The 24,482-nt window shown below is 58.8% G+C and carries 20 protein-coding genes; 12 read left to right on the forward strand and 8 right to left on the reverse strand.

Annotated features, from left to right (window positions below; translation table 11 throughout):
* The 4 genes from CDV46_RS27695 (at position 1) to CDV46_RS25780 (ending at position 4,516) form a co-directional block, all read left to right on the forward strand.
* Positions 1 to 705, forward strand: coding sequence for a YdcF family protein (locus CDV46_RS27695; protein WP_087725877.1), 705 nt, complete (start codon positions 1 to 3; stop codon positions 703 to 705).
* A 49-nt stretch (positions 706 to 754) separates the two neighbouring features.
* Entirely contained in the window at positions 755 to 1,861 is a 1,107-nt protein-coding gene (locus CDV46_RS25770) for a methyltransferase (protein WP_087725879.1), read from the forward strand.
* 18 nt (positions 1,862 to 1,879) lie between these two features.
* The gene (locus tag CDV46_RS25775; protein ID WP_087725881.1) at positions 1,880 to 3,061 is read left to right on the forward strand and encodes an MFS transporter; all 1,182 of its coding nucleotides are present in this window, start codon (positions 1,880 to 1,882) and stop codon (positions 3,059 to 3,061) included.
* A gap of 579 nt (positions 3,062 to 3,640) precedes the next feature.
* Positions 3,641 to 4,516, forward strand: coding sequence for a lipid A biosynthesis lauroyl acyltransferase (locus tag CDV46_RS25780; protein WP_087687479.1), 876 nt, complete (start codon positions 3,641 to 3,643; stop codon positions 4,514 to 4,516).
* Positions 4,517 to 4,670: 154 nt separating this feature from the next.
* Here CDV46_RS25780 and CDV46_RS25785 read toward each other — a convergent pair whose 3' ends face one another.
* The 3 genes from CDV46_RS25785 to CDV46_RS25795 form a co-directional block, all read right to left on the reverse strand.
* Positions 4,671 to 5,726 carry an AI-2E family transporter gene (locus tag CDV46_RS25785; protein WP_087725883.1) on the reverse strand — a complete coding sequence of 352 codons (1,056 nt, stop codon included), beginning with the start codon at positions 5,724 to 5,726 and terminating at the stop codon, positions 4,671 to 4,673.
* A gap of 185 nt (positions 5,727 to 5,911) precedes the next feature.
* Positions 5,912 to 7,480, reverse strand: coding sequence for a DUF1254 domain-containing protein (locus tag CDV46_RS25790; protein WP_087725885.1), 1,569 nt, complete (start codon positions 7,478 to 7,480; stop codon positions 5,912 to 5,914).
* Between the two features lie 213 nt (positions 7,481 to 7,693).
* Positions 7,694 to 9,946 (reverse strand): TonB-dependent siderophore receptor, encoded by a 2,253-nt coding sequence (locus tag CDV46_RS25795; RefSeq protein WP_087725887.1) that lies wholly within the window; start codon positions 9,944 to 9,946, stop codon positions 7,694 to 7,696.
* Positions 9,947 to 10,219: 273 nt separating this feature from the next.
* On the opposite strand from CDV46_RS25795, the gene fmdA reads away from it, so the two are divergent.
* The 4 genes from fmdA to CDV46_RS25815 all read left to right on the forward strand — a co-directional run bounded on the left by fmdA (position 10,220) and on the right by CDV46_RS25815 (position 14,046).
* Complete coding sequence (gene fmdA, locus CDV46_RS25800; RefSeq protein ID WP_087725889.1) at positions 10,220 to 11,458, forward strand: formamidase; 1,239 nt, start codon at positions 10,220 to 10,222, stop codon at positions 11,456 to 11,458.
* 25 nt (positions 11,459 to 11,483) lie between these two features.
* Positions 11,484 to 11,828 carry an FmdB family zinc ribbon protein gene (locus tag CDV46_RS25805; protein ID WP_087725891.1) on the forward strand — a complete coding sequence of 115 codons (345 nt, stop codon included), beginning with the start codon at positions 11,484 to 11,486 and terminating at the stop codon, positions 11,826 to 11,828.
* A gap of 172 nt (positions 11,829 to 12,000) precedes the next feature.
* Positions 12,001 to 13,503: a lyase family protein gene (locus CDV46_RS25810; protein ID WP_087726105.1), complete on the forward strand. Its 1,503-nt coding sequence runs from the start codon at positions 12,001 to 12,003 to the stop codon at positions 13,501 to 13,503.
* A gap of 162 nt (positions 13,504 to 13,665) precedes the next feature.
* On the forward strand, positions 13,666 to 14,046 hold the full coding sequence (locus CDV46_RS25815; RefSeq protein WP_087687474.1) for a TraR/DksA family transcriptional regulator: 381 nt from the start codon (positions 13,666 to 13,668) through the stop codon (positions 14,044 to 14,046).
* 8 nt (positions 14,047 to 14,054) lie between these two features.
* On the opposite strand, the gene CDV46_RS25820 is transcribed toward CDV46_RS25815, so the two are convergent.
* On the reverse strand, positions 14,055 to 14,756 hold the full coding sequence (locus CDV46_RS25820; protein ID WP_087725892.1) for a GntR family transcriptional regulator: 702 nt from the start codon (positions 14,754 to 14,756) through the stop codon (positions 14,055 to 14,057).
* A 27-nt stretch (positions 14,757 to 14,783) separates the two neighbouring features.
* Positions 14,784 to 15,794 carry an asparaginase gene (locus CDV46_RS25825; protein WP_087725894.1) on the reverse strand — a complete coding sequence of 337 codons (1,011 nt, stop codon included), beginning with the start codon at positions 15,792 to 15,794 and terminating at the stop codon, positions 14,784 to 14,786.
* Between the two features lie 139 nt (positions 15,795 to 15,933).
* Between CDV46_RS25825 and CDV46_RS25830 the strand changes: the two genes are divergently transcribed.
* Entirely contained in the window at positions 15,934 to 17,289 is a 1,356-nt protein-coding gene (locus CDV46_RS25830; RefSeq protein WP_087725896.1) for an MFS transporter, read from the forward strand.
* A 193-nt stretch (positions 17,290 to 17,482) separates the two neighbouring features.
* On the forward strand, positions 17,483 to 17,740 hold the full coding sequence (locus tag CDV46_RS25835; RefSeq protein ID WP_087725898.1) for a hypothetical protein: 258 nt from the start codon (positions 17,483 to 17,485) through the stop codon (positions 17,738 to 17,740).
* A gap of 65 nt (positions 17,741 to 17,805) precedes the next feature.
* Here the strand turns inward: CDV46_RS25835 and CDV46_RS25840 are convergent, their stop codons facing one another.
* On the reverse strand, positions 17,806 to 20,814 hold the full coding sequence (locus CDV46_RS25840; RefSeq protein WP_254916226.1) for an autotransporter family protein: 3,009 nt from the start codon (positions 20,812 to 20,814) through the stop codon (positions 17,806 to 17,808).
* Between the two features lie 917 nt (positions 20,815 to 21,731).
* Here CDV46_RS25840 and CDV46_RS25845 point away from each other — a divergent pair.
* Positions 21,732 to 22,031 (forward strand): autotransporter outer membrane beta-barrel domain-containing protein, encoded by a 300-nt coding sequence (locus tag CDV46_RS25845; RefSeq protein ID WP_254916227.1) that lies wholly within the window; start codon positions 21,732 to 21,734, stop codon positions 22,029 to 22,031.
* A gap of 21 nt (positions 22,032 to 22,052) precedes the next feature.
* Here the strand turns inward: CDV46_RS25845 and CDV46_RS25850 are convergent, their stop codons facing one another.
* Both CDV46_RS25850 and CDV46_RS25855 read right to left on the reverse strand, forming a co-directional pair.
* The gene (locus CDV46_RS25850; protein ID WP_249277438.1) at positions 22,053 to 22,469 is read right to left on the reverse strand and encodes a hypothetical protein; all 417 of its coding nucleotides are present in this window, start codon (positions 22,467 to 22,469) and stop codon (positions 22,053 to 22,055) included.
* A 28-nt stretch (positions 22,470 to 22,497) separates the two neighbouring features.
* Positions 22,498 to 23,148, reverse strand: a complete 651-nt coding sequence (locus CDV46_RS25855) for a hypothetical protein (RefSeq protein WP_140413486.1) — start codon at positions 23,146 to 23,148, stop codon at positions 22,498 to 22,500.
* A gap of 471 nt (positions 23,149 to 23,619) precedes the next feature.
* Here CDV46_RS25855 and CDV46_RS25865 point away from each other — a divergent pair, with 471 nt between their 5' ends.
* The gene (locus CDV46_RS25865) at positions 23,620 to 24,477 is read left to right on the forward strand and encodes a class I SAM-dependent methyltransferase (RefSeq protein ID WP_087725906.1); all 858 of its coding nucleotides are present in this window, start codon (positions 23,620 to 23,622) and stop codon (positions 24,475 to 24,477) included.
* The last annotated feature ends 5 nt before the right edge of the window (positions 24,478 to 24,482 follow it).

Below are 24,482 nucleotides of genomic sequence, written 5' to 3' on the forward strand. Positions count from 1 at the left end.
ATGCCCAGTATTGAATCTCAGCAGCTTTACCCTATAGGAAATCGTCACCTTGACAGCCTACCCGAAAGCATTCGGCTAGCAGCCGAAACGGTGTGGGCATTTCTCCACATAGGTTGCCCGCTACAAAGCAGCGCCGACTACATTGTTGGGTTAGGAAGCTATGACCCCCGTGTGTCCACATATTGCGCAACGCTTCTACTCGATGGTTGGGCTCCTGCGATTATCTTTTCCGGGAGTTCCGGAAACTGGACACGAAACGTCTGGCACGATTCGGAGGCGCAGATATTTTCGGGCCATGCCATCGCTGCAGGCGTTCCGAAATGCAAAATCGTCACGGAAGACAAATCGACAAATGTCGGCGAAAACATCGTATTCACAAAAAGGCTCCTTGCGCGCGAACATCGGGCGCCGAAGAGCGTAATTCTGGTTACCAAACCTACGTCAGAAAGGCGTGTTCTCGAAACCGCCCGCTACGCATGGCCGGAGGTCGCAATCGCAGTCTCGTCGCCCCGTTTGTCGTTTCGAGAGCAATTTGTCGGGAGTCCACGTCCGGAAATACTTCTTGATGAGATGACTGGTGAAATTCATAGATTAATCGAGTATCCAAATCGAGATTATTTTTCAATCCAGTCAATTCCCCCTAATGTGATGCATGCGTACGAGCATCTACTGGACAGCGGATTCACAAATCACTTATCCATATGATTTTCAAGCACTCCGCCAATTTCCCGTCAAATAAATCGGATTATTTAATATGAGCATCAACCCAGCGCAGAAACTGAAGCTCGAAAATTTTAATTACTGGCTTGGTTGCCATGGATTTTTGGACGAATGCCTACAGCAGCAGACACAAAATGCGCAGGAAATTTTTTGGACGAACAATCTTCCTTATTTTCCATCTTCCCTAAGAGCATCAGTCGAAATATTTTCTCTCGGACTAGCGATAGAAAGCGAAACTCTCCGGAGAATTTATCCGATAGAAATCATAGAATGTTTGATAAATCTAGAAATCCTTTGTGAATCCGGAGGAAGGATTCAAGCCAACGGATTCACGCTAGTTCCAAATTTTGGATCACCGATTTTTTGTGATTCGAAAAACGTGTACCGCGATTACTACTACGGCACTGATTCAATGATGCTTGGGCAACTCGTGCGAATGTCAGGAGCTCGTGTCTTAGACATGTGCTCTGGAATAGGCAGTCAAGCTATTCTTGCGGCGAAGTTGTCGAATCAGGTTATCAGCGTGGAACTACAGCCATCTGTCCGTCGGGTATTCCAACTCAATGTGGCCATGAACTCGCTCGACAATCGAATTGAACGCTTCGAAGGCGATTTATTTTCACCGTTGGCCGGCGAAACCTTTGACTACATTATCTGTAATCCTCCCTTTCTTCCAGTTCCACCAGAGATCCAACTTCGTTCGATTGCACATGGCGGTGAAGACGGCCTCTCATTGATGGAACGATTGTTGATAGAGGGTTCCAGCCATTTGAGCGAACAAGGGCGGATCGTTGCTGTCGGCATGGTATTGGGAGACGAAAGCACCCCGCGACTTAACGCAATCCGACAGGCCGCCTCCACGCGACATCTCAACATCCACATAACCTTACAGTTCAAGGCTCCTCTTACTGCCAACACTAGGATTACAGCGGCACTGCGGTCCATGTGTGCCCCGTCGCAGCAGGCCACCAAACGCGAAACTACGGACGCATACGACCATCATTTCGAGAAGTTGGCTGCGACGCACCTGTACTCGTTCACGCTTACCGCACGAAAAGCCGATTGTTCTGGAGTTGTGTGTGTTACGCGAGCTCATCACTCCCCTTACCAGCTCGAATTCCCCGATCGACAGGTGGCCTGATATCCCGGAGTGACGTCGATGTGGATTTTGGTAAGCCTAGTCTCGCTATCGCAATTTGGCATGATGCTTCCTGCGCCTTCAATTGCTGGAATTTCGCATCATTTTTCGGTCGATGTCGGCGCCGGGGGCTCGATCATCACCGCATATGTCGCAGGCGTCTGCTCGTCACAACTCGTATATGGCTATATTTCCGACAGATTTGGACGTAAACCAGCAGTGACTCTCGGTCTGAGTATATTTCTTGCCGGATCCATCCTCGTCGTTTGCGGAAACACCATGGGGCTCGTCCTCGGAGGGCGCTTGCTTCAGGGTGGTGGCATGGGTTGCGCCACGACCGTCGCGCGTGCCGTATTGCGGGATACTTGCCTTGAAGGCGGAGCATATACAGTTGCTAATGCCCGATTGGCTTCAGCACTATCAATAGCGCCAATTGCGGGCCCAGTTCTCGGTGGATACCTCGAAAGCGCTCTAGGCTGGCGTGCCGGATTCATATTCATGCTGGCAATGGGTGTCGTGATGGCCGCGATCTGGCTGATGAGCTTCCGAGAAACTCGCAAATTGGACGTACCTGCGTCCACGCAAAAGCACTCGATACTAGTCAACTGTGGTGCCATCGTCGGTTCATCACGCTTTTGGACAGCCACAGTCAGTGGCGGACTGATCTATGCCGGCGAAGTCGTCTTCCTAGCCAACTCTCCTCATATCGCGCTGGGGGATATTGGCCTGCCGAGTGAAGTGTATGGATTACTCTTGATGACCATCATCATTGGCTACTTGCTCGGCGCACGAGTCACATCGCGAGTCTCACGACGATACGCGAATGATCGGATTCTGCTCATAGGGTTGAGTGGCTGCGCACTTGCAGGCGTATTAATGGGCGCTATGGGTGCACGGTGGCCGAATTCTTCCGCCGCTCTCTTTCTGCCAATGGGGCTGTACATGGTGGGTGCTGGCGCTGTCTATCCGTGTGCGGCAGCGAGTGCCATCGGCCCATTCGCGACACGAGCGGGCACGGCAAGTGCGGTCTTCAGTACGACACAGGGGGTGATGGTCGTGCTTATTGGCGTGTTGTCTAGCACCGCCAACGTAATCAGCACAGTCAGCGCGTTGGGCGCCGCCCTGACCGTACTTGGCGCCACCGCTTGGCTGCTCTTTTTCCGGAGCGCTGGTCCGATAGAACGACCTTCAACTCAAGGGTAGCGGGAGCTGCCTCTCGATGTAACGTCTTATCTCTCACCGTCCATGCCTGTTTGGTTGCACCTAACGGCATAACCGGACTTAAATGTTGCAGAGAGATGCGACGTGACAGGGGAAATGTCGGGAGAACATTTGCAGTCGAATTTTGTTCGCAACGTTGGAGAACCCCACGATATGCGGGTCAAGGAATCAGCGCTCCAACGGACCGAGCGGCGCCCAATCATCTCAGAATACTTCAGGGTGCGTCACACCCAAACCGCCTGTTATAGTGCGCGAGTTCACGTCGCACTAGCTCCAGTCACCTGTTGCCCATAGTAAGTGGATAGGCATTGAAAGGCCGCCACCGCTACCACGACTAGGAACAGTTGGCTAAGGACACTGGACTACCTGTTACACTGCGCCAGTTCGCGAGTCGCCTCAGCTCCAGTCATCTGCTCACTTGTTGACCATAGCTTGTGTTGTGCAACCCACGGTCAGTATCTCAAGCGAAAGCATTGCCACGATGTAAGGACAAGCCTAACGGCCGTCAGCGTGGCGCTTGAATTCGCCCTCCAACGTTGGCCCCCAGAGGGAAAACTCACCGTGAAACGCCTCAGCCTCGCGCTCATCGTGGCGTTGCTACGCGTATTGTCCGTACTGCCGTATCCGTTGGTCGCAAGGCTCGGGATGGTTGTCGGCACAGTCCTGTATGCACTCCCGAGCCGCCGCAAGCATATCGTCCTCGTCAACCTGCGTCTTTGCTTCCCCGACAAGACCAGCGCCGAACATCAGACGCTCGCCAGAACCCACTTCCGCCATGTCGTTCGCAGCTATCTCGAGCGCGGTATCCAGTGGTTCGGCAGCGCCAAGTCGATCCAGAATATCGTCCAGCTCGACAGCAAAATCGATCTCGACGACCCCGACGCGCCGCCCACGATCTTCATGGGGTTCCACTTTGTCGGCATCGAGGTCGGTTGCATGCTCTATTCGACGCACCTTCCCGTGGCATCGCTGTACACACGCATGTCGAGCAAAGGTCTGTGCGATCTGGCCAAGAAGCAACGCGGCCGATTCGGTGCAGAGATGATCGAGCGCGCCACCAGCGGCAAAAAGATTGTGGCGTTGCTGCGCTCCGGCAAACCCGTCATGATCGCCGCCGATATGGATCAAGGCATCGACAACTCCGTGTTCGTCCCTTTCTTCGGCGTTCCGGCCTGCACACTCACGGCCGTTTCGCGTCTTGCGAAACTGGGGCGTGCGCGGGTGGTGCCGTTCGTGACCGAGGTGCTCCCGGATTATCAAGGGTACAAGCTGACGATTTTCGAGCCGCTCGCCGACTTCCCGTCAGGAAGCGATGAGATCGACGCGCGTCGCATGAACGCCTTCCTTGAGGAACAAGTGGTCCGATTCCCCGAGCAGTATTACTGGGTGCACCGACGCTTCAAGCATCGGCCGACAGGCATGGCACCGGTTTATTGACGGCTCCGGAAGTGGGGCAGTGAAGCGCCAGACGGCGTGATGTCCGCGTTGAATCAGTCAGATCAGTAAGCAAAAAGCCACCTCGTCGAAGGTGGCTTTTTTTATACGCTTCAGAACTCGAGTCTGTTCAGCTCGCTACACGTTCACCACACGCTCACTTCTCGCCGTCGGGTGGTACAAGCGCCGCGTCGGGCGCGCCGTCGTGTGAGATGAGAATCGCCAGCCACCGGCTGCTTTGAAACTGCGCGGCGATTACCATCACGAGCACCGTCAGCGGTGTCGAGAGAATGGCCCCCGGCACACCCCAGACCAGCGTCCAGACGCCAAGCGCGAAAATCCCGACCAATGGGTCGGTGTTGGTGCTTTTCGCCTGAAGCTTGGGTTGCACAAGGTTGTGCGCAATCTGGAAGATGGCAAGCGTGACGACAAACACCGCGAGCGGCACCGAAATCGAGTCGCTATGGATCGCGGCAAACAGGGCGGGCACAACACTCGCCACAAACGGCCCGATGACAGGCATGAACGCCAGCAGGAATACCGTCACGGCCCAGAATGCCGTGTTGGGCAGTTCCGCGACACGGAAGACCAGCGCGGAGATCACTGCAATCGCCAGATTGATTGCCGTCTGTGAGATCAGGTAAGCCTGCACGCCATGCACGATCTTGTTGAGCACGATGCGCTGGGAATTCGCCCGGGCCTCGCTCGTCGTGATGCGCAGAATTTTCGGTTCAGTGTTTCGTGAGGCGCCAAGCAGCATGAACACGAGAAACATCAGTGTCAGAAACGCCATCGACACGGCGTCGCCCAGCCACGTCGCGATGGTGTGTTCAAACTTCGGCAGATCGATCAACCCGAGCACCGTCGCCAGATCGAACTTCCGCCCGAAACCCACGGTGGCCGTCCGAATGAGGCGATCGAGCTGCGCGGGAAGGTCAGCCGCTTGCTGGATCAGATCACTGATGCCCTGAAGGGTAATGATGAAAATGCTATAGGCGCTGAAACCTACAATCGCGGCCGTCGCCACGAGGATCAGCCATTTCGGCGCGCGCGGGAGGAGGCGAACCACTACCAGAACGATGCCCGAAATGAGAATTCGCAGGAGGACGGCGAGAAAGAAAGGGATGAGTACCGGGCGAAGGAAATACAGGAGTGCCAGACCTGCGGCGACGCCCGTTGTCGTCTGTGCAACAGACCCAGGTGTTGAATTCATTGGTGGATGTTCTTAACGGTAAAGGCAGAAAACGCGCCTCAGATCGCGCGCCTTTCGTCCGCAAGAATATCAGGCAAATTTGTTTCCGGGGTTTCAGGGCGGTGGCGTCAACGCCACGGTGCTACGATGCCGCCGGCCATGGCAGATCGGCGCGCGACCTGCCATGGCTCAGCCAACGCGCCGAGTTACTGCACTTCTTCGATTTCGCCTGGCTTCCACGTCTTGTCGAACCATGCGTCAAGCGGGCCATACAGTCGCAGGATCGTGAACCAGCCTTTGCCCGGCACGGTCTGCATCCAGTTGGCTTCCTTGCCCTTGGGCGCCACCGGCCCGAAGTACAGGTCGACGGACCCGTCAGCGTTGGTGATCAGCTTGTCACGCTTGTTGTTCTTGCTGGGGAACGGCTGCGAAGTCTGTAGCTCGGAGCGGGTCTGCGGATCGTAGATGACCACCGACCAGAAGTCCTTTGCCGGCACGTTGGCGGGAATGCGCAACCGGTAATGCTTCGCACCGTCGAACGGTTTGCCCGTCGCGTCCGCGCTGGAGAGGGCATATTGCGACCCTTTGCCGACCAGTTTTGCCGCCATCGCCGGCGTATTGACCGTGGCGACATAGAAGAAGCCCGTGCGGGCATCGAGGTCGCGGCCCGGGGTGCCATCACCGCCGAGCCAGCGGTAGTCGTCACCGATAAAGCCGACCCGCCACTGGCTGTTGGGATACAGATAGGCGCGCGGATCGCGATTGCGGAAGCTGATCGCTCGGGCAGTCGCGTTACCGACGGCGACGGCTTCGGTGAGCGTCTTCGTCATTCGCTCATCCGGCGCGAATGCCTTGCCCTTGCGGATGCCGATCGAGGCGACCAGTCCACGCAGTTCGGGATCAATGAAACCGATGGGTTCCTTCTGGATGACGTGATCCAGTTCCTTGAAAAACTCGAAGTTGTTGGCGTGCACTGTGTTGAACGCTTGCTTCGAGGAATTGATGAACTCCATCTTCGGCGGGTGCTTTGCCTTGCTGAGTGAATAGACCTTGAAGCCGTCGCGGAACATCTTCGACGCTACGTCAGGTTTGCCGTCGACGAGGAAACCGCGCAAGACCACGATGTTCACATAGGACGGCGAGCGTGCAATGTAGTACTCGCCGCCATCTTTCACATCCTTCGGTAACTTGCCCGTGTAGTCTGCGGGCACGATCAAGTACTTGCCGCCCTTGCCACGATCCGGTCCGGGCACGCCCATGTCGACGACAAAGCGGAAGAATGCATCGTTGACGGTTCCCGGACCACTGCCCGGCGGCACTTCGACCACAGTCGGGCCATCGGTCTCAAGGTCGAGCACGCCGAAGGCATAGACCGTGTCAGTGTTGGCGGTAAGCAGCAGCGGATTCGAATCGGCCAGTTGATCGTAGATCGTGGCCTGATGGCTCTTCGTCGCACCGAGCGCAACGCTTGAGCGGCGGATCGCTTCAATGCTCGCAGCGGGCATGAGGTTGAGGAACACCTCCACGCCACGAAGGAAATCGAGGTTGTCGAAGGCCCGTTTGGCCGTGTCTTCCGTCGGCACGCCATCTACGAAGTTGAGTGTGCCGATTCGCGTCTGGACGGTGTCGGGCGTGAGGACATCCGGCGGGATATAGGTATTGAACCCCTTCGTAGCGGCGGCCCCATCCGGGGCCTTCTGCGCATGAGCGATCTGGACGCACAGCGCGCCGATCAGCGTGGCGGTGACGAGCCCGCGGGTGCCGTTGAAAACCATTCACTTCTCCATCTCTGATGCGAAAAATAGCCACAAAACGGTCTGTAGAACTGGCTGTGGCAGAGGTTCCCGGACTGTACTCCGGGACCTTTCGCGAGAGACGGGGATGACTGTGAAATGAGGCAAATTGGCGGTAAGAATGAGACGAAATCGAGGGGTGCTCGCGCGACTAACACCACGAGTATGTTTTTCAATCCCGCCTTGCCCCGTGCATTACAGCTTGTAGCTAAGTGTCACCATGAAATTGCGCGGCTCACCATATAGGGCCTGATTGTAGAAACCCGTCATGGCGTAGTACCGCCTGTCGAAGACGTTATTGACGTTCATCGATACTGTCGCGTGCTTCGTCAAATCGTATCGAGCCATCAACGATGCGGTGGCGTAAGCGCTCTGTCCCACTTCCACGGTTCCGTTGGGGCTGACGGCGGACTGATAGAAGCGGCTTTGCCAATTGAGCCCGCCGCCGATCGTGAGCCGAGCCCAAGCGCCGGACAAGCGGTAAGTGGTGAACAGCCGAGCGGTGGTGCGCGGAATCTGGCTGCTCATCCGGCTGCCATCGCCATTGGATGCCGTGAAGTGAGACCCCCCCCCGTACACATTCCATCCTTGCGCTACCTCGCCTTGCACATCGACATCCACGCCCTTCGATTGGGTGCCGCTGGCCGCGTAATAGGCTTGTGTCCCATCAGGCAGAAGCCGGCCGGCGTCGATCTGGGCGACGCTATCGAGCTTGGCTTGGAAGAGGGCAATCGAGGCATTGAGCCGGCCATCGAGGTATTCGCCCTTGAGGCCGACTTCCATATTCTTTCCGGTCGCGGGCGAAAGAACGTCACCATTCCTGTCTCGATATGTCTGCGGGTTGAAGATCGCCGTGTAACTTGCATAGGCGGAGTACGTGTCGTTGAGGTCATAAACCAGCCCCACATAAGGGACGAACTTCGCGGCCGTCTTGTCATGGAATGAACTGGTCTCTGAATTCTGATCAACTTCGTAATTGCTGAATCGACCGCCTGCGATCAGCTTCGCCCGATCCGACAGCGAGAATCGTGCTGCACTGTAGAACCCGCTTTGCTTCACGCGAGTTCGGGTCAACGAATAAGACGCCGCGTTGAAATCGGGTTCCGGATAGTTGCCGTTCCAGTCATAGAAGTTGCCGATCGGCGTGCCGGGAAAGACAAAGCCCGTTTCGTGATCGTCCGAGTTAAGGTTTGACGCCATGGCCCCAATGACCAGTTCATGTTTTCGGCCGAAAAGCCGGAAGGGGCCGGTGGCCATCACATCGAAGTTATTTTGCCGGGTGTCGAGCAGCCCGGCGGCCGTCACAGGAATCAGCCCCTGACCGGTGAGCTTATCGGGATAGCCCAACACCGACAGCAGCCGGGAATCCGCATTCGCCCGCTTCTGACTGAATTCCGCCCGCAATTTCCAACCGTTGTCGAATCGCTGCTCAAGATTGGCAAAGGCGGTTTGCAGGGTGCTGTCCCACGTGCTCCAGTTCGCGGCCATGTTGGTGGAACGAGGCCAGTGCGTGGTCGACCCATCGCTGAAAAACAGCGGCTGACCGCCCCACGGCATTCCCTTGGGCACCGAGTGTGAATACTGGTAGCCGATGGAAAGGGTCGTGCTCGAAGTCAGGTCTGCGTCCACCACGCCATAGAGCGATTGGCGTTTCAATTTGTAGCGATCCAGAAACGAGTGCGAATTCTGATTCACTGCCACGAGGCGAGCGCGGATGCGTCCGTCGACGGTCAATGGCGTCGATATATCGGCGGCCTCGCGGTAGTTATCCCACGAACCTGCGCTTATCGATGCTGAAGCGGCAAAGTCTTTCGTCGGTCGCTTGCGCACCAAATTGATGGACGCCGACGGGTTGCCGGTCCCGCTCAGTAACCCCGTTGCGCCCCGGACAATCTCGACTCGGTCGTAAAACGCGGCGTCCTGAATACCGTCTCCCGGAACGAAGGTATTGGGAAGTGCCGCCGTTGGCACGCCGTCGTAATTGAAGTTGGTGATTTCGAATCCGCGTGAATAGAACGACACCCGCCCGCCGGCGCCATCGAGCGCGTAAGAGGAGATACCCGTGCTGTTGTTGAGCACATCGGTGATGGCGGTCATCTGCTGATCCTCCATGCGCTGTTGGGTCACGACCGTCACCGATTGCGGTGTGTCACGCAACGACAGCGGCAAGCCGGTTGCCGCCGAGGTCTGGCCGGTGGTGTAGGCGTGGGTGCGTTCTGTGGAAGCTTCCGGCTTGTCGGCGCTGACCTCGACCGCCGGTAAGGTGACCGCCGCCGCGTCGGCGGGCGGCGCTTGTACAGCATCGTTGTCGCCGGCAGCGGGCAACGCCCACACTGGCAACGGTGCGGCGAGCGCGAGCGCCAAAGCAGCAGCCAGACGAGTGTTTTGCAGTGAATGACGCGCGACGGGTTGCCCCGCACGCCGGTGGTGAATCAGAGAGTCGGTCATGGCAGATGTCGTTAATATGTCGCTAATGCAAACGACAATCATTCTCATGTTCGAGTCAAAGCGGGTAAATGCCGCGCCATGCACTCCATGAATGCGCCAAACGCACCGGTTTCAAATTGGCGTTTTATGTTGTGATCTAATGGAGTCCGCAATATCTATGCTTTTGATGTTTCAGTACGTCATCGAATACCTCTCTGTGTAAATCCGGTGCCGCAAGGCGCCTATCAGAACGCCGGTGTTTCAACACTGGCTTTGACACCAGGAGCGAGCGCAATGGCAGAAACTCTCATCAAGGTCGACCTGAAGCAGTCCGCGTACGAAAACGAGCAGGTGCATAACCGTTGGCATCCCGACATTCCGATGGCGTGTTGGGTGAAGCCCGGCGACGATTTCATTCTGGAGACGTACGACTGGACGGGCGGCTTCATCAAGAACGACGACAGTGCGGATGATGTGCGCGACATCGACCTGTCGATCGTGCATTTCCTGTCGGGCCCCGTGGGTGTGCACGGCGCGGAGCCGGGCGATCTGCTTGTGGTCGATCTGCTGGACATCGGCGCGAAGGCCGACAGTCAGTGGGGCTTCAATGGCTTCTTCTCAAAGACGAACGGTGGCGGCTTCCTGACCGATCACTTTCCGCACGCGCAAAAATCCATCTGGGATTTCCACGGTCTGTACACGAGTTCGCGCCATATTCCGGGCGTCAACTTTGCCGGGCTGATTCACCCGGGGCTGATCGGGTGTCTGCCGGCCCCGAAGCTGCTGGAGACGTGGAACGAACGCGAAACCGGGCTGATTGCAACCGCGCCCGAGCGTGTCCCGCCGCTGGCAAATCCGCCGTTTGCCGCGACAGCCCATATGGGGAAATTGTCCGGCGCTGCGCGCGAGAAGGCAGCTGCGACGGGCGCACGGACCGTGCCGCCGCGTGAGCATGGCGGCAACTGCGACATCAAGGATTTGTCGCGCGGCTCGAAGGTGTTCTTCCCGGTGTATGTCGATGGCGCGGGCCTCTCCGTCGGCGATCTCCATTTCAGTCAGGGTGACGGCGAAATCACGTTCTGCGGCGCCATCGAAATGGCCGGCTGGGTTCACATGCGCGTGAACATCATTAAGGGCGGTATGGCCAAGTACGGCATTCGCAACCCGGTGTTCCAGCCCAGCCCGATGACGCCGTCGTACAACGACTACCTGATTTTCGAAGGCATCTCGGTGGACGAGCAGGGCGGCCAGCACTATCTGGACGTGACGGTGGCCTATCGTCAGGCGTGTCTGAATGCCATCGAGTATCTGAAAAAGTTTGGATATTCGGGCTCGCAGGCGTACTCCATCCTTGGCTGCGCGCCGGTGCAGGGGCATATCAGCGGCGTGGTGGACATTCCGAATGCCTGCGCGACGCTGTGGCTGCCGACGCAGATCTTCGACTTTGATATCCGCCCGAACGCGGACGGGCCGGTGCGGCATGTGAAGGGCGGCGTGGATATGCCGTGTTCGCCCGATCTCGTGAAGTCCTGACGCATCGCGTCGAACGGAGGAAACCATGCCGATATACGACTTCGAATGCGGGCGTTGCGGGCCGTTTGCGGTGATGCGACGGATCACGGATCGCGACGCACCATGTCATTGCCCGGAATGTGGCGGCGAGGGGGCGCGGGTAATTTCAGCGCCGTCGCTGGCCTTGATGGGCGGTGCAAGCCGCAGCGCGCACGCAACGAATGAGCGCGCGGCGCATGCGCCACGTCAGTCGGGCGATGGGTCCGCGAGACGCCACCGGGCGGGATGCAGTTGTTGTTCCGGCGGCAAGGTGGCGTTGGCGGGGGCCAGTCAGGACGCATCGGGCGGACTCAAACGGCCTGCTGGCAGGCCTTGGATGATCAGTCATTGACACGCTGTTTTGCACGGCGCAACGCCCCAACCATGGGCGTTGCGCCGTTTTTGTTCCGTCCGCCATTTCTCTACAATAGCGCTGGCGCCGATCCCCCTCGGACGCCTCGACGATCAGGAGACATGCGGTGCACAAGAGAAGAATTGCCGGGTTGGGACTGAGCCTTATCACGATGCTTGCCGCGCCCGCTATGGCGCAAAACACAACCGACGCCGCGACGACCACAGCGGCCACAGCCATTGCGCCGCAACGCGACGCTTTCTTCTGGCTGGGAGAAATCAACAAGGCTTCGCTGGTCATCAATACCCGTCAAGGCTTGCTGGATGCGAAGCTCGCACCGCACATCGCCAGTGGGCTCGATACGGTGCTTCGCGCGGGGGATCAACCCGGCGGTGCGCGTCCCGATCTGGTCATCACGTTCGAGCCGTTGCTGATCAAGGCTGCCGGTGTCGAAGCCACGCTGTTGCACGCGGGTCGCTCCAGTCAGGACATGCTGGCGACGGTGCGTGCCGCGATGTACCGCGACCGGTTGCTCGTCCTCGCCGCGCAGTTGCGCACCACCACGGCAACGCTGCGCCGGCTTGCCCAACAGTACGAAACGACCATCGTGCCGAACTACACCAATGGTGTAGCGGCGCAACCGAACAGCTACGGCCACTATCTGCTGGGGCACGTCGCGGGCCTTCAGCGCGATTCGCAGCGCTTGCACGAGTTGTACGCACGCGTCGACCTGTCGCCGATGGGCACGACCGTGCTCAATGGCACGAGCTGGCCGCTCGATCGCGACAAGATGGCGCATTCGCTCGGCTTTGCCGACAAGGTCGATAACGCCTACGACGCGTCGCAGATTGCGGCAACGGACTTGCCGGTCGAGATCGGCGCGCTTGCGACGAGTATCGCGCTGCATACGTCGGCCTTCGTGCAGGACGTCATGGTGCAGTACGCGCAACCGCGGCCGTGGATTTTGCTGCGTGAAGGGGGCGGCAATACCTACGTCTCGAGCGCCATGCCGCAAAAGCGCAATCCGGGTCTGCTCAACGACACGCGCACCGCAGCGTCGATGGTCGTGACGCTCGGCGTGGGGCGCGCAATCGCCGCGCATAACATCCCGCCGGGCATGAACGATGCGAAGCATATCGACGAAAACATGGCGGTGCTGGATCGGACGACCGCGCTGCTCAAGCGCTGGGATCGCGTGCTCAACGCGCTGGTGATCGACCCGAAGCGTGCGCTAGAAGAACTCGACAGCGACTGGACGGCGTCGCAGGAAATTGCCGACGTGCTGATGCGCGAGCACGGCCTGCCGTTCCGCGTGGGACATCACTTTGCCTCGGAGATCGTCGACTACGCAAAGGCCAACGACCTTCGTCCGAGCAACTTCCCCTACGCCGAAGCGCAACGCATCTTCAAGCAGACGCTGACGGAAATGCAGGTGAACGGCGGCGAGCTTCCGATGAGCGAAGCGCAATTCCGCGCAACGCTTGATCCGACGGCAATCGTCATGCATCGCGCGACGTCCGGGGGCCCTCAGCCTGCGGAAATGAAACGCATGCTGGCACGCACCGATCGTGAGCTCGATGCCGACGGCAAGTGGATCGATACCCATCGCCAGACCATCGACCGGTCGCTTGCGTCGCTCGATAGCGATTTTCAGCGGTATTTGCCGGCGAAGTAGGGAAGGAGCGGGCGAGGGCAGGGCAGCTCAGGCTGCCTTGACCGCGTCGATGTTCAGGGCATAAGGTGTGATGTCACTTCCGGTCATCGCCAGTGTTCGGTTTGTCGCCGAGACCGGCACTCCCATGCCCCGCAACGCTGAATCAGACGATAGGAGAACACCATGTCCCAGCCGTCATCGACGCTAGACCCCGCCTTCATCGAACAGCAACGCAAACGTCTGGAAGCCATGCGGCGGCAATTGCTTGGCGGCGAAGAGAATACGATCGCCGACGAGGCGTCGTTGCAGTCGGAGCACGGCGACGAAGCCCACGAATTCGAAGACGATGCGCAGACGCTGGCACAAGACGAGGTCAACCAGAACCTGCGCAACGTGAACAACAACCGTATCGGCGATATCGAACGCGCGTTGCAGAAGATCGCCGACGGCACCTACGGTTTCTCCGACGAAAGCGGTGACCCGATTCCCAAGGCGCGACTGGAAGTCGCACCGGAAGCCGTGCTGACTGTCGAGGAACAAGGGCGTCGTGACGTGGGGAATTGACCCCAGCGTTAATTCGGGGCCGCGGCTTCAGCCTCGGTCTGCTCGATGGCTTTGATGATGATGTGCAGCGTGGCGTCCAGGTGATCCACCGTGTGACGCCTGCAAGCCGTAATATCGCGCGCCCGGTACTCGTCGAGCATCTTCTGATGCTCCTGATTACTCACGTCGACGTGCACGGGACGCATGTACAACGACAGCGCAATGTAGGGCCCGGAGGCGTCACGCAAGGTCTTGATCAGGTGGGCCAGACGCGACTCGTCTTGTGACGCCCAGAGCGCCGCGTGAAACGCCTGATTCAACTCGGTCCATTTGACGACGTCCGACGTCGCAACCATCTCAAGGTGCAACGCCTCTGCCTGCGCGATATCGTCTTCCCGAAGCGTGGCCATCGCTTGCTCGGCCATCATCGGTTCGAGTGTTTTACGCAGTCGGTACAACTCGTTCACATCGTCGATCGTCAGACCGCGCACCACGGCACCGCGGTGAACGTCGAAAAACACCAGCCCCTCGGAGACGAGCGTGCGCAGCGCCTCACGCACGGGCGTCGTCGACATCTCGAGACGGCGCGCGAGATCGTCCTGCCGAAGGCGGTCTCCTGCCTTCAACTTGCCTTGCAGAATCTCGGTGCGTAGTGTCTCGATGGCATATTGATATGCCGTGAGTCGACGACGGCCAGACGAGCCGGACGCGCTGGCAGATGCGGAGGACATGCTTTTCAAAGGGGTGCCATGTGAAGATTATTGACGCGTGAGTTTACTCCAATTTGCCAGCGCTTCTCCGAGCGCTCCGGGTGCAACGCCCGAGGCAATTAGCGCCACGACCAACAAACGCGCCTTGAGCGCAGACAGCCAGCCGGACAGATGCGCGCCGCGCCGGGCAAGATCGATTTCCGCACCGACATAGCCGTAAGTTTTCGATGCCGTCGACCCGCTTGCCGCACGGCTGGCGATCACCACCGGCACTTTCGCTGCCAGACGGCCGATGCGCTCGGCGAAGTCGAATGAGACATGGCCGGCACCCAGCGCCGCGATCACAACGGCCTCGCAGCCGCCGTTGACCGCCATTTCCGCCAGTTCGCCATCGTCACCCAACGCTGCCGTCACGAGTGCGACCTTGGGCCAATCACGCACCGGGCGCGGCAACGGTTGCGGACGAACCGGCTTGGCGTGGAAAAACATCGGACGCCCTTCAACGATACGTGCCGCGACGCCTCCGTCGAGCGAGACGAATGCCTGCACCGCCAGCGCGTCGCCCTTGCTGACCCAACGCGCGTAGTGCGCGGTGTCGTTCATCAGCACGAGTACGCCGCGGCCCACGCTGTCGGGATGCACCGCAGTACTCACGGCCGCCAAAAGATTCGCAGGACCGTCCGCGCCGGCGGCCTGAGGCGCACGCATCGCGCCAGTCACGATCAGCGGTTCGGGCAACTTCCAGAACAAATCCAGCAGGAAAGCGGTTTCCTCAAGCGTATCGGTGCCCTGCGTGAGCACGACGCCGGTGGCGCCGTCGGCGATCTGCTGCTCAGCCCAGGTGAGGGCGGCCATCAGGTCGCCATAACCCAGCGACGCGCTCGGCAGTTGGCGAAGCGATGCCGCCTTGATGGTCGCCACATCGGACAACCCGGGCACGGAACGAGTCAACTGCGCAGCGTCGAGCGTAGGAACGACGCCGCCGGCAGCGTCTGACGGCGTCATGCTGATCGTGCCGCCAAGGGAGGCGACGGCGACCACGGGAAGCGAGTTGGGCATGGTGGATTCGGTGGATTGGGTAGGCAAGGTGGAGAGTTTATTGATTTCAGTTGAAGTGCATTGTGCATTATATATAATCGACAATCGTTTGCGAAGAGCATCGGGCGCTTCGCAGAGAAATCAACACCTAGGAGACGTCATGGAACCAACAACAGCAGGGCATCCCCCCGTCGCAGCGACGCGATATCGGTTCGCGATATTTGCGCTGATCGTGGTGATCGCCCTCGTGAACTACATCGACCGCGGGGCGATTTCGTACTCGGCGGCGCAAATCACGTCGGAATACGGGTTTGATCGGGCAGGGTGGGGCGCCGTCCTTGGATATTTTGGCTACGGCTATATGTTCGGTGCGCTGTTCGGCGGGGCACTCGCCGATCGCGTTGGCGCCAAGACGGTATGGGTGATCGCGGGCATTGCGTGGTCGGTGTTTGCCATTGCCATGATCTGGGCGGGCGACCTTGGGCTCGCCATCTTCGGCGGCTCGGCGCTGACCGGCTTCGCGGCGATCCGCGTGCTGTTCGGCTTCGCTGAGGGACCGGCGTACTCGATCATCAACAAAACGATGGCAGCGTGGGCGTCACCGTCGGAGCGTGGTTTCGCGGTGTCCATCGGGCTGCTGAGTACGCCGCTCGGCGCGCTGCTGACGGCACCGGTCGCTGTCGGTCTGCTGCTGCTCACCGATAGCTGGCGAACGATGTACGTCGTGCTCGGCTTGGCGGGTTTCGTGCTGATTGCCTTGTTCGCGCGTGTTTATACGAACCACCCGGAAGACAATCCGCGCGTGAATGCTGCCGAAGCGGCGCTGATTCGGGCAGGGCGTCCGGCGCAGAGTCCGTCGGCTGCCGCAGCCGCCGATGACATGCCGTGGTGGAGCTTCTTCAAGAGCAAAACGCTGGTGTTCAATTCGATCGGCTACTTCGCGTTCGTCTATGTGAACTTCATGCTGCTCACCTGGACGCCGAAATACCTCGCCGACGAGTTTCACTTCACGCTGTCGTCGCTTTGGTACATCGGCATGATCCCGTGGACGGGCGCATGCGTGACGGTGCTGCTCGGCGGCCGCATTTCCGACTGGCTGTATCGCAAGACGGGCAAGCTGGTCATCGCACGCAGCTGGTTCGCGGCGGCGGCACTGACGTGTACGACGTTGTGCTTCCTGATGGTTTCGCAGGCGACGAGCGTGTGGGCAGTGATTGCGCTGATGACGCTGGGCAACGCCCTCAACGCACTGCCGAACTCGGTGTATTGGGCGGTGGTGATCGACACGGCACCGACGCGCGTGGGGACGTTCAGCGGGTTGATGCACTTCATCGCGAACATCGCTGCCGTGCTCGCCCCGACGCTGGCCGGCATTTTGTCGGCGAAGTACGGCTACTCGTCGATGTTTGTCGCGACCGCCGTGGCGACGGCTGTGGGGGTGTTTGCCATGCTGCAAGTGCGTCCGGGTGTTGGGCCGAATAGCGGCCGGCAGGAGGGGAAGGCCGTATCGGCTTGATCGCACTCAATGGCTGAGGGGTCGGAGCAGACTGATCTGTCCGGGCCGGCGAGCAGGGCTCGCCGGCAAAGTGGCATCACTGTGCCGACGCTTGAGCTGGCGTGCGAAGCTATCTTAATATGCGTCCCTTGAGAGGTTAATGCGCACGGATAGCGTTCGCACCAGACCGGTGGGTCACACAGGAGAAATCACCATGCCCAAGAAGACCGATGAACAAGTACAAACCGAAATCGGCGCGTTGACGCAGTTGCAGCCCCAACTTCCTCAGCGTGCACGACAGGCGGTGGATGCTGCACTTCAGGTTCTGAGAGAAAACCTGTCGAACGACGCGGTGTACGACAGGTTTGAAGAGGGTACCGAGGAATTCGAGGACGCGTTGACGGCGTGCATGTGGCGTGACGGCGTCCCCGGCTGCCAAGCACTGTCGGCGCAGTATCGCGATTTGATTTAACGGGAAAGGCAATGGCGCCAACCTACACGGTCACGGCGTTAAGCGTTCTCTTCTGCACGTGCACCTCACCACGTATATTTGAACCCGGCGCGTAGGGCGTATTGGGAGTAGTTTTGTGACCCCCATGCGCCTGATACATTTGTCCACCCGGTCCATCGCTTGCCGAGATCGGCGTTCACACCAAGCTTCACTTCATAACGATTGAGCGGATAAAGATTGCCCATTTCGATGCCGTCGAACGCAATACCAGAGCCGTTGTTGTTATGCCACCAGTTAAAGCCGATGAATGGCTGCACCTTGCGGTCATCGTCGCGAACGAACGTGCGATAGAAGCGCGCGCCCAAACGCGTAATTACACTGCTGCGGCTCGCCGCGGTGACCGCCGTACCGTTAACTTCGGTTAGCCCGCTTTCGCTATAACTGACGTTAATAATCTGCGCCTGCGGCTCGATAATCCACCCGGCGCGAATCGGTATCGCATACCCCGCTTCACCTGATACTGCCCATCCATGTGCGTTGTACGACACGTCGGGCAGCGTATCTCCTTCGACCTTGCTGTTGAACCAGCCGTACTGGAACCACGTGTCGACGTACAGGCCAAGCTTGTTGGCGTCGTTTTGGTACCACGTGCCATAAAGCCCCATGAGCCAGCCGTTTACCTTGCCCCGAGATGTCGCCGGATTGCCCGCAGCTGTGGCGTCGGTGGTCGCACTGCCGTAACTGCCCATCATGCCCAGATGAACGCGATCCGTGTCGGTGAATAACGACCACTTCGCAATATCACCACCTAGATTGAGCAACACCGAGTTGGTACGAACATCGAAGTCTCCGGACTGACTCGTCGATCTTTCACGCTGGCCCACAACACGCAGCCACGCAGAACGTGCCGCATCCGAAGACCCGTCAGCGCTTCGAAAACCCTGGCCTTCGACATACTGCGGTTCCCCGAGCCGGTCATGCAGCGTATGCACGAACATCTGCATCGCCACTCGTTGATTGGCGAGATACGAAGCGACCTCGGGCCGGTACAGCGGGCGCGGCGAAGGAGGAGGGCTCGGGTCCGGCGGCGGGTCCGGGTCGGGCGGCGCCGGTGGCTCAGGTTGCTGCTCCGAGCGCAGGTACCAACTATCAACCGAGCCGCTCCCTTGAGCGCCACGGTACAACCGGTATTCATACGGCCCTGCCACCACGCGCGACGCCAGCGAGAATGCCGACGCCTGCGTGGTACCGCCATTGATCGCATCCACCACCAGAATGCCGTTGGACACTGTCAACGCTCCCGGGCCGCCAGTGTTTGCAATGCTCAAGCGCGTGGTGCCTGTCGCACTGCCGCCATCGATCACCAATTTGTCGGAAGGCGCTCCATCGCTGCCGAGATAGGTGTTGAGGCCAATCAGTCCGTTGACACCGGCATAATTCGTCACCGTCAGCGTCTTGTATGCGCCTGCCGACGGGGCGGTGAACAGGACTCGGCTCGCGTCGTTCGTCAACGACGTGAGTGTGGAATTTCCCGTCATATTCCATACCGAATTCTGCGCTAACGTGACCGTTGTCGTCGTGTCGGCATCGGTGGTTGCGGTGCCGGTGAGCGTTGCGCCATTCGCCACCACGGTAGCCACGCTGGTGAGTCCCGCTGTGGGCGTGATACCAACGCCACCAGTCACATTGACGCCGACACTGGCGGGAACTGCGGCGTTATCACTTGAAACCGTCGTCACGGCGTCTGGCCCGAGGAGCGGGTCAGCGGCCACGGAAGCAGCGCCGATGGTATGCAACCAGTTAGGTGCACCCGACACTGTTGTCCCGTTGATCGTGATGTTTGCCGTACCGCCGTTGACAGCGATGGCATCCGATTGCGCCGAGTGCAGTGTGCCGCCAGTCAACGAGACGTTGGCAGTTACCCCGGCGTCACTGCTGATCCCGAGCGCCGTTGCATTCGTGCCGTTCGCAACGATCGACGAATTGTTGGTGCTCAGCGAGCCATTGATGACACGGGCGGCGAAGGTCGACGCGCCCGATGTCGTGACGGACGTTCCATCCACCGACATCTGCGCCAGATTGCCTCGCACGTACAGACCGTGTGAGCCTTGTCCGTCGGTCGTCACGGAGCCACCTGCGAGGGCCAGACGAACATCATCCGTTGCCGTCGTTCCCCATGCCGTGGCACCCGGTGCAGAACTATTCTGCGTGCTCGTCGTAACGTTGGTGGCATTGAGGCGAGACCCTGCGCCGTAACTGAGCAGGCCGTAGCCCGATGCGCCGGTTGTTGTGACTGATCCTCCCGACAGATCGATTGTCGACCCGGTTGCCGCATAGGCCCCATAGCCGCCGCTCCCCGTTGCCAGCACCGTGAGATTTGTACCGGAGATAACACTCGCATTGCGGCCGAACACGGCGTAAGCGCTGGTGCCGTTGGTCGTCACCGACGTGCCGGTTGCCGTAATGTCCCCTTGGAGTGCGAACAGGCCGTACGCGGTGTTGCCTGCGGTGGTAATCGAGCCGCCGTTGACGGTCAACGAGCCACGAATGTTATTGAGCACCGCCGAGATCCCGCCATAGGCGCCATAGGTACCACTCGCATCGACGGCGGCGTTCCCGGAGGTCTGCATGGTGACGTTGGTCAGCGTCATCGTGCTGCCGTAGGCATAGGCGGCGGCAGCGCCCGGGCCTGTTGTCGTGATGGAAGCGCCGGTCAGCGAAATGGAGCTGTTGTGACTGGCCACCGCGCCAAACGAACCCACCGACAGCCCGTTGACGGTGCCGTTGCCGCCAGACGTCGTGATCGTAAGCCCGCCCTGTGAAACGAAGTTGACGCCGGTGTTCTGTGTCCATAGGGCGGCAGACGCGTTGCCGGACGTCTTCAGCGTGATGCCCCCCGGCCCGCTCAGCAGCGACATGGTTCCCCCTGTCGCATAGATGGCAAACGCGTTGAACGCCGTAGCGCTGGCAGAGATCGCGCCGGGTGACGCGCCAGCATTGGGGTCCATGACGAGTGCACCACCGGTCACGAAAATGGCGGTGCCGCTCCCCGCGACGGTGGTGCTGCCGATCACTGACGTGGTACCAGACGACACCGTGAAACCCGGCACCGTACCTGGGCCGACCACTGACTGTGCCGCAACGTTCGCCACGGCACCCGGCACCAATGCGCTGACGGTTCCTACGGACCACAGCCAACGCCGGGAGGTAAGAGAAAAAATAGATCGAAGCAGTGAGTCGTCCGGGATCGATTCTTCTCGCATGAGCAACATCTCCCTCTGGAACTGGCCCGCCTCTATAACGGCCCTGGAGCGCTATTGATCGCTTCTGGCAACGAGCGCCACTTACCCACGAAATTCCACAAAAAATAACAACTTCATATCAGCACTATCTTCGACACATTAAATACCATACAGCCAAATAGAGGCGCAATAAAATTCATTAGGGATAATGAATATTTTAATTGAAAGACACAAAAACTGAAAAATTTCGCCCGCTCCATATGCCAACAATCGATCCGCAAGGATAGGTAATCTGATAATAAAAATTATCAATACTCATCATAATTTTCCCGGAATTTTTCGACTTCAACGGAGATGAAAGCCCTGATCTTTCGGCTTTTCATCAGCGTCATTTCGAGTTGATTTCAAAAATTCTCCAAGATCATTATTGGAATAACTATTTGAATAACTATTACTGACAGTTCAGATTTTGCATAAGGAAAATCAATATTCCCGCTGGATTCGAACGTTTCTTTGGCGTGCGTGGATTGGGTGTCGGTATGGCAACGCTTCCGATTCGCCGTTTAGCTATGGCGGAGCAGCAACCGCTCGTTTCTTCAGTACGGCTATAACGCCGACATCGACTACAGTGCCATCCAGTTCGGCGGCAACCAGTTCAAGCGACGCGACCCATCAGAACGCGCAGGGTTGATATGTCGAACACGTGAGCCTCAAGAATCAGGTGGACGCCGACGGGTTCACCGTCAACATTGGCAGCCAGAATCAATGGGTTGACCGAAGCGGCATGCGTCTCACACGAGCGTTCGAGGAGGGAGGAGGGAGGAGGGAGAGTGACGCCGTATGCTGCCGTGGATTACCTGCATGCCTTTTCCGACGGAACGCAGGTCACCGTAGGCGACGTGGATTTCACAAGCGGAAAGCTCGGAGACGCCTTGCGCTTTTCTCTGGGCGCAAATGCGACGATGCCGGAGCGCATGGCCATGTACGCTCGCGTGTCCTGGTCAAAAGACGTGGGCAGCGCGAGAATACGAGGCTGGTTGTTCAACGGCGGCGGGCGGTATCTGTTCTAAACCCTGTTACGCCAGAGAGCGTTATTCAAAGCTCAGTCGCGCGTCCTTCAGCACATCGACATCCCCCCATTTGAACGAACAGACCCGAGCGACTTCTACGCCGATCATTTTCCCGCCGGCGGGCCTCTTTTCGCTGACAGGCACGCAACCACCACTGATGCGAACGACTGTCCCGGCAGCACGGCTGGCCGAAGCCGGGAATTCAATGGCCGCGTCCTCTGGGACACGGTGGGTCAGGACAATGTCTTCAACATAATCGTCAGGAAGCGTGAACAGAACGTTCTTGTCCACGACGAGCGTGTAGTAATCGTGCGAGAACTTACCTGAATTCACGCAGATATTGGTGCTATGACCGTTGAGGTTCTGCGTCTCGCACTTGACCGAGGCCATTGCGGGGGCGGCGACACAGCACAGAAGCATCAGCAAATGTTTGCTCATCGAAAATCTCTGAAAGGTAAAAGGGGGATTAGCGCTCCGCATCCGGCCCGGTCTTGACCGCTTCCACCACCTTGCTGGGGGTGCAATCGGGAGCTCGACTTGCAACGACAGGAATGTCGTGACCGCGGGCATCGATTTCGCGGATTTCGATCCAGCACCTCCCGCCGCCGCCCTCTTCGAATGCCTCATAGTCCTTGCCGGGTTGCGGCGTGAACCGGGTGGGGGGTGGCGTGCACGTCTGGGCCTGCCTTGAGCCGCCGTAGTTGATGGCCCGATTGCTACTGAGCAGCACGACTGTGGGGGCGTCTGCCGGGACGACATATTCCACGATGTAGTCCTTGAACTGGAGTCCATCGGCACGCATCCACTTTCGGGGGCTCTCCGGCATGCCGATCAGCACGCTCGTTGCCGAATACTTGTACGCGGTCAGAAAGCCGCGACCTTGCCCGAAAACCGTCTTCCCGTCGTCGTCGTACGCGGGGCGGTAGCAAGCTTGCCCGAAACGCAATGCAACGAGCCCCCCGGCATTGGAGCCCTGCACCCGGAGCCGCGCCGATGCGGCCGGATCATATGTGGGATTCTGCGTGAGGATATGACGAGTCGGTTCGAGTGCCGAACATGCGCTAAGAATGCTGGCTGATACTGACAACGTGACAATGCGTCTGACCGATTTATTCATGTCGCGTGGCTTGATGTAGTTGCCGATTCTTGTTCCATATATCGGAGTCCATGATATTGATACGAGAAAATCCAGTAATCATAACCATCCAATGGGGAGCGAGTCCATGGATCTGACTGACGAGGTACATGGATATCGGCAAGCGACGCCATTGTCTTTAACGATTCGATATGAAAACTTGTTATTGGCGTACACGATCTGGAAAGACCGCGCATCGCTCGCCGCCGCGATCCGGCCGATCTATACGCCGACTCTTGACACGGGAAGAGATCGGTGCCTCCGGGAAGATTTCTAAACGGAATCCTCCTCGAAAACACGATTTAACATAATGTACATTATGCGAATGTTGAGTGTGTGCTTGAACGGTAGAATCTGAGCCCGTTCGGTTAGATCACACAGGCCCCCGCACTAATTTCGGTAAACTGTCGGTTTCCAGGACGCCTCACGTCCCGCAGCTTACTTAGTCCGCACATGTCGAATACCCACGAAATCCGCCCCGGTCAGTCTATCGAGCTGCTCAAGGAACTCCATATCCTGACGCGTGACGGCAAGATGAATCAGGACAGCCGGCGCAAGCTCAAGCAGGTCTACCACCTGTTCCAGTTCATCGAACCACTGCTGCAAGAAGTCAAAACCGAAAAAGGCCGCGTGACGCTGGCCGACCACGGTGCGGGCAAGTCGTACCTCGGCTTCATCCTCTACGATCTGTTCTTCAAAGCACTCGCCGACGACTCGCACATCTACGGCATCGAAACCCGTGAGGAACTCGTCACGACCTCGCAAGCCCTGGCCGCACGGCTGGGCTTCTCGGGAATGTCGTTCCTCAACCTGTCAGTCGCCGATTCGATCACGTCACCCGCGCTGCCGTCGACCATCGACGTCGTTACCGCGCTGCACGCCTGCAATACGGCCACCGACGACGCCATCCGTTTCGCGCTGGCCAAACAGGCACGCCACATCGTGCTCGTGCCGTGCTGTCAGGCCGAAGTCGCCGGCGTGCTGCGCAAGCACAAAGGCAAGCAACTAGCCGGCAACGCACTCACCGAAATCTGGCGCCACCCGCTGCATACGCGCGAATTCGGCAGCCAGATCACCAATGTGCTGCGCTGCCTGCAACTGGAAGCCCATGGCTACCACGTCACGGTCACCGAATTGGTCGGCTGGGAACACTCGATGAAGAACGAACTGATCATCGCGCAATACAAGAACCTGCCGCGCCGCCGTCCCGCCGAACGCCTCGAAGAAGTGCTGGCATCGCTCGGTCTGGAAGAACTGCGCGAGCGTTTCTCCACCGCACCGGCGACGGCCGCAGTGGCGCAACCGGCATAGCCACA

This window comes from Pandoraea sp. PE-S2T-3 (assembly GCF_002179965.1).
Taxonomy (GTDB): domain Bacteria; phylum Pseudomonadota; class Gammaproteobacteria; order Burkholderiales; family Burkholderiaceae; genus Pandoraea.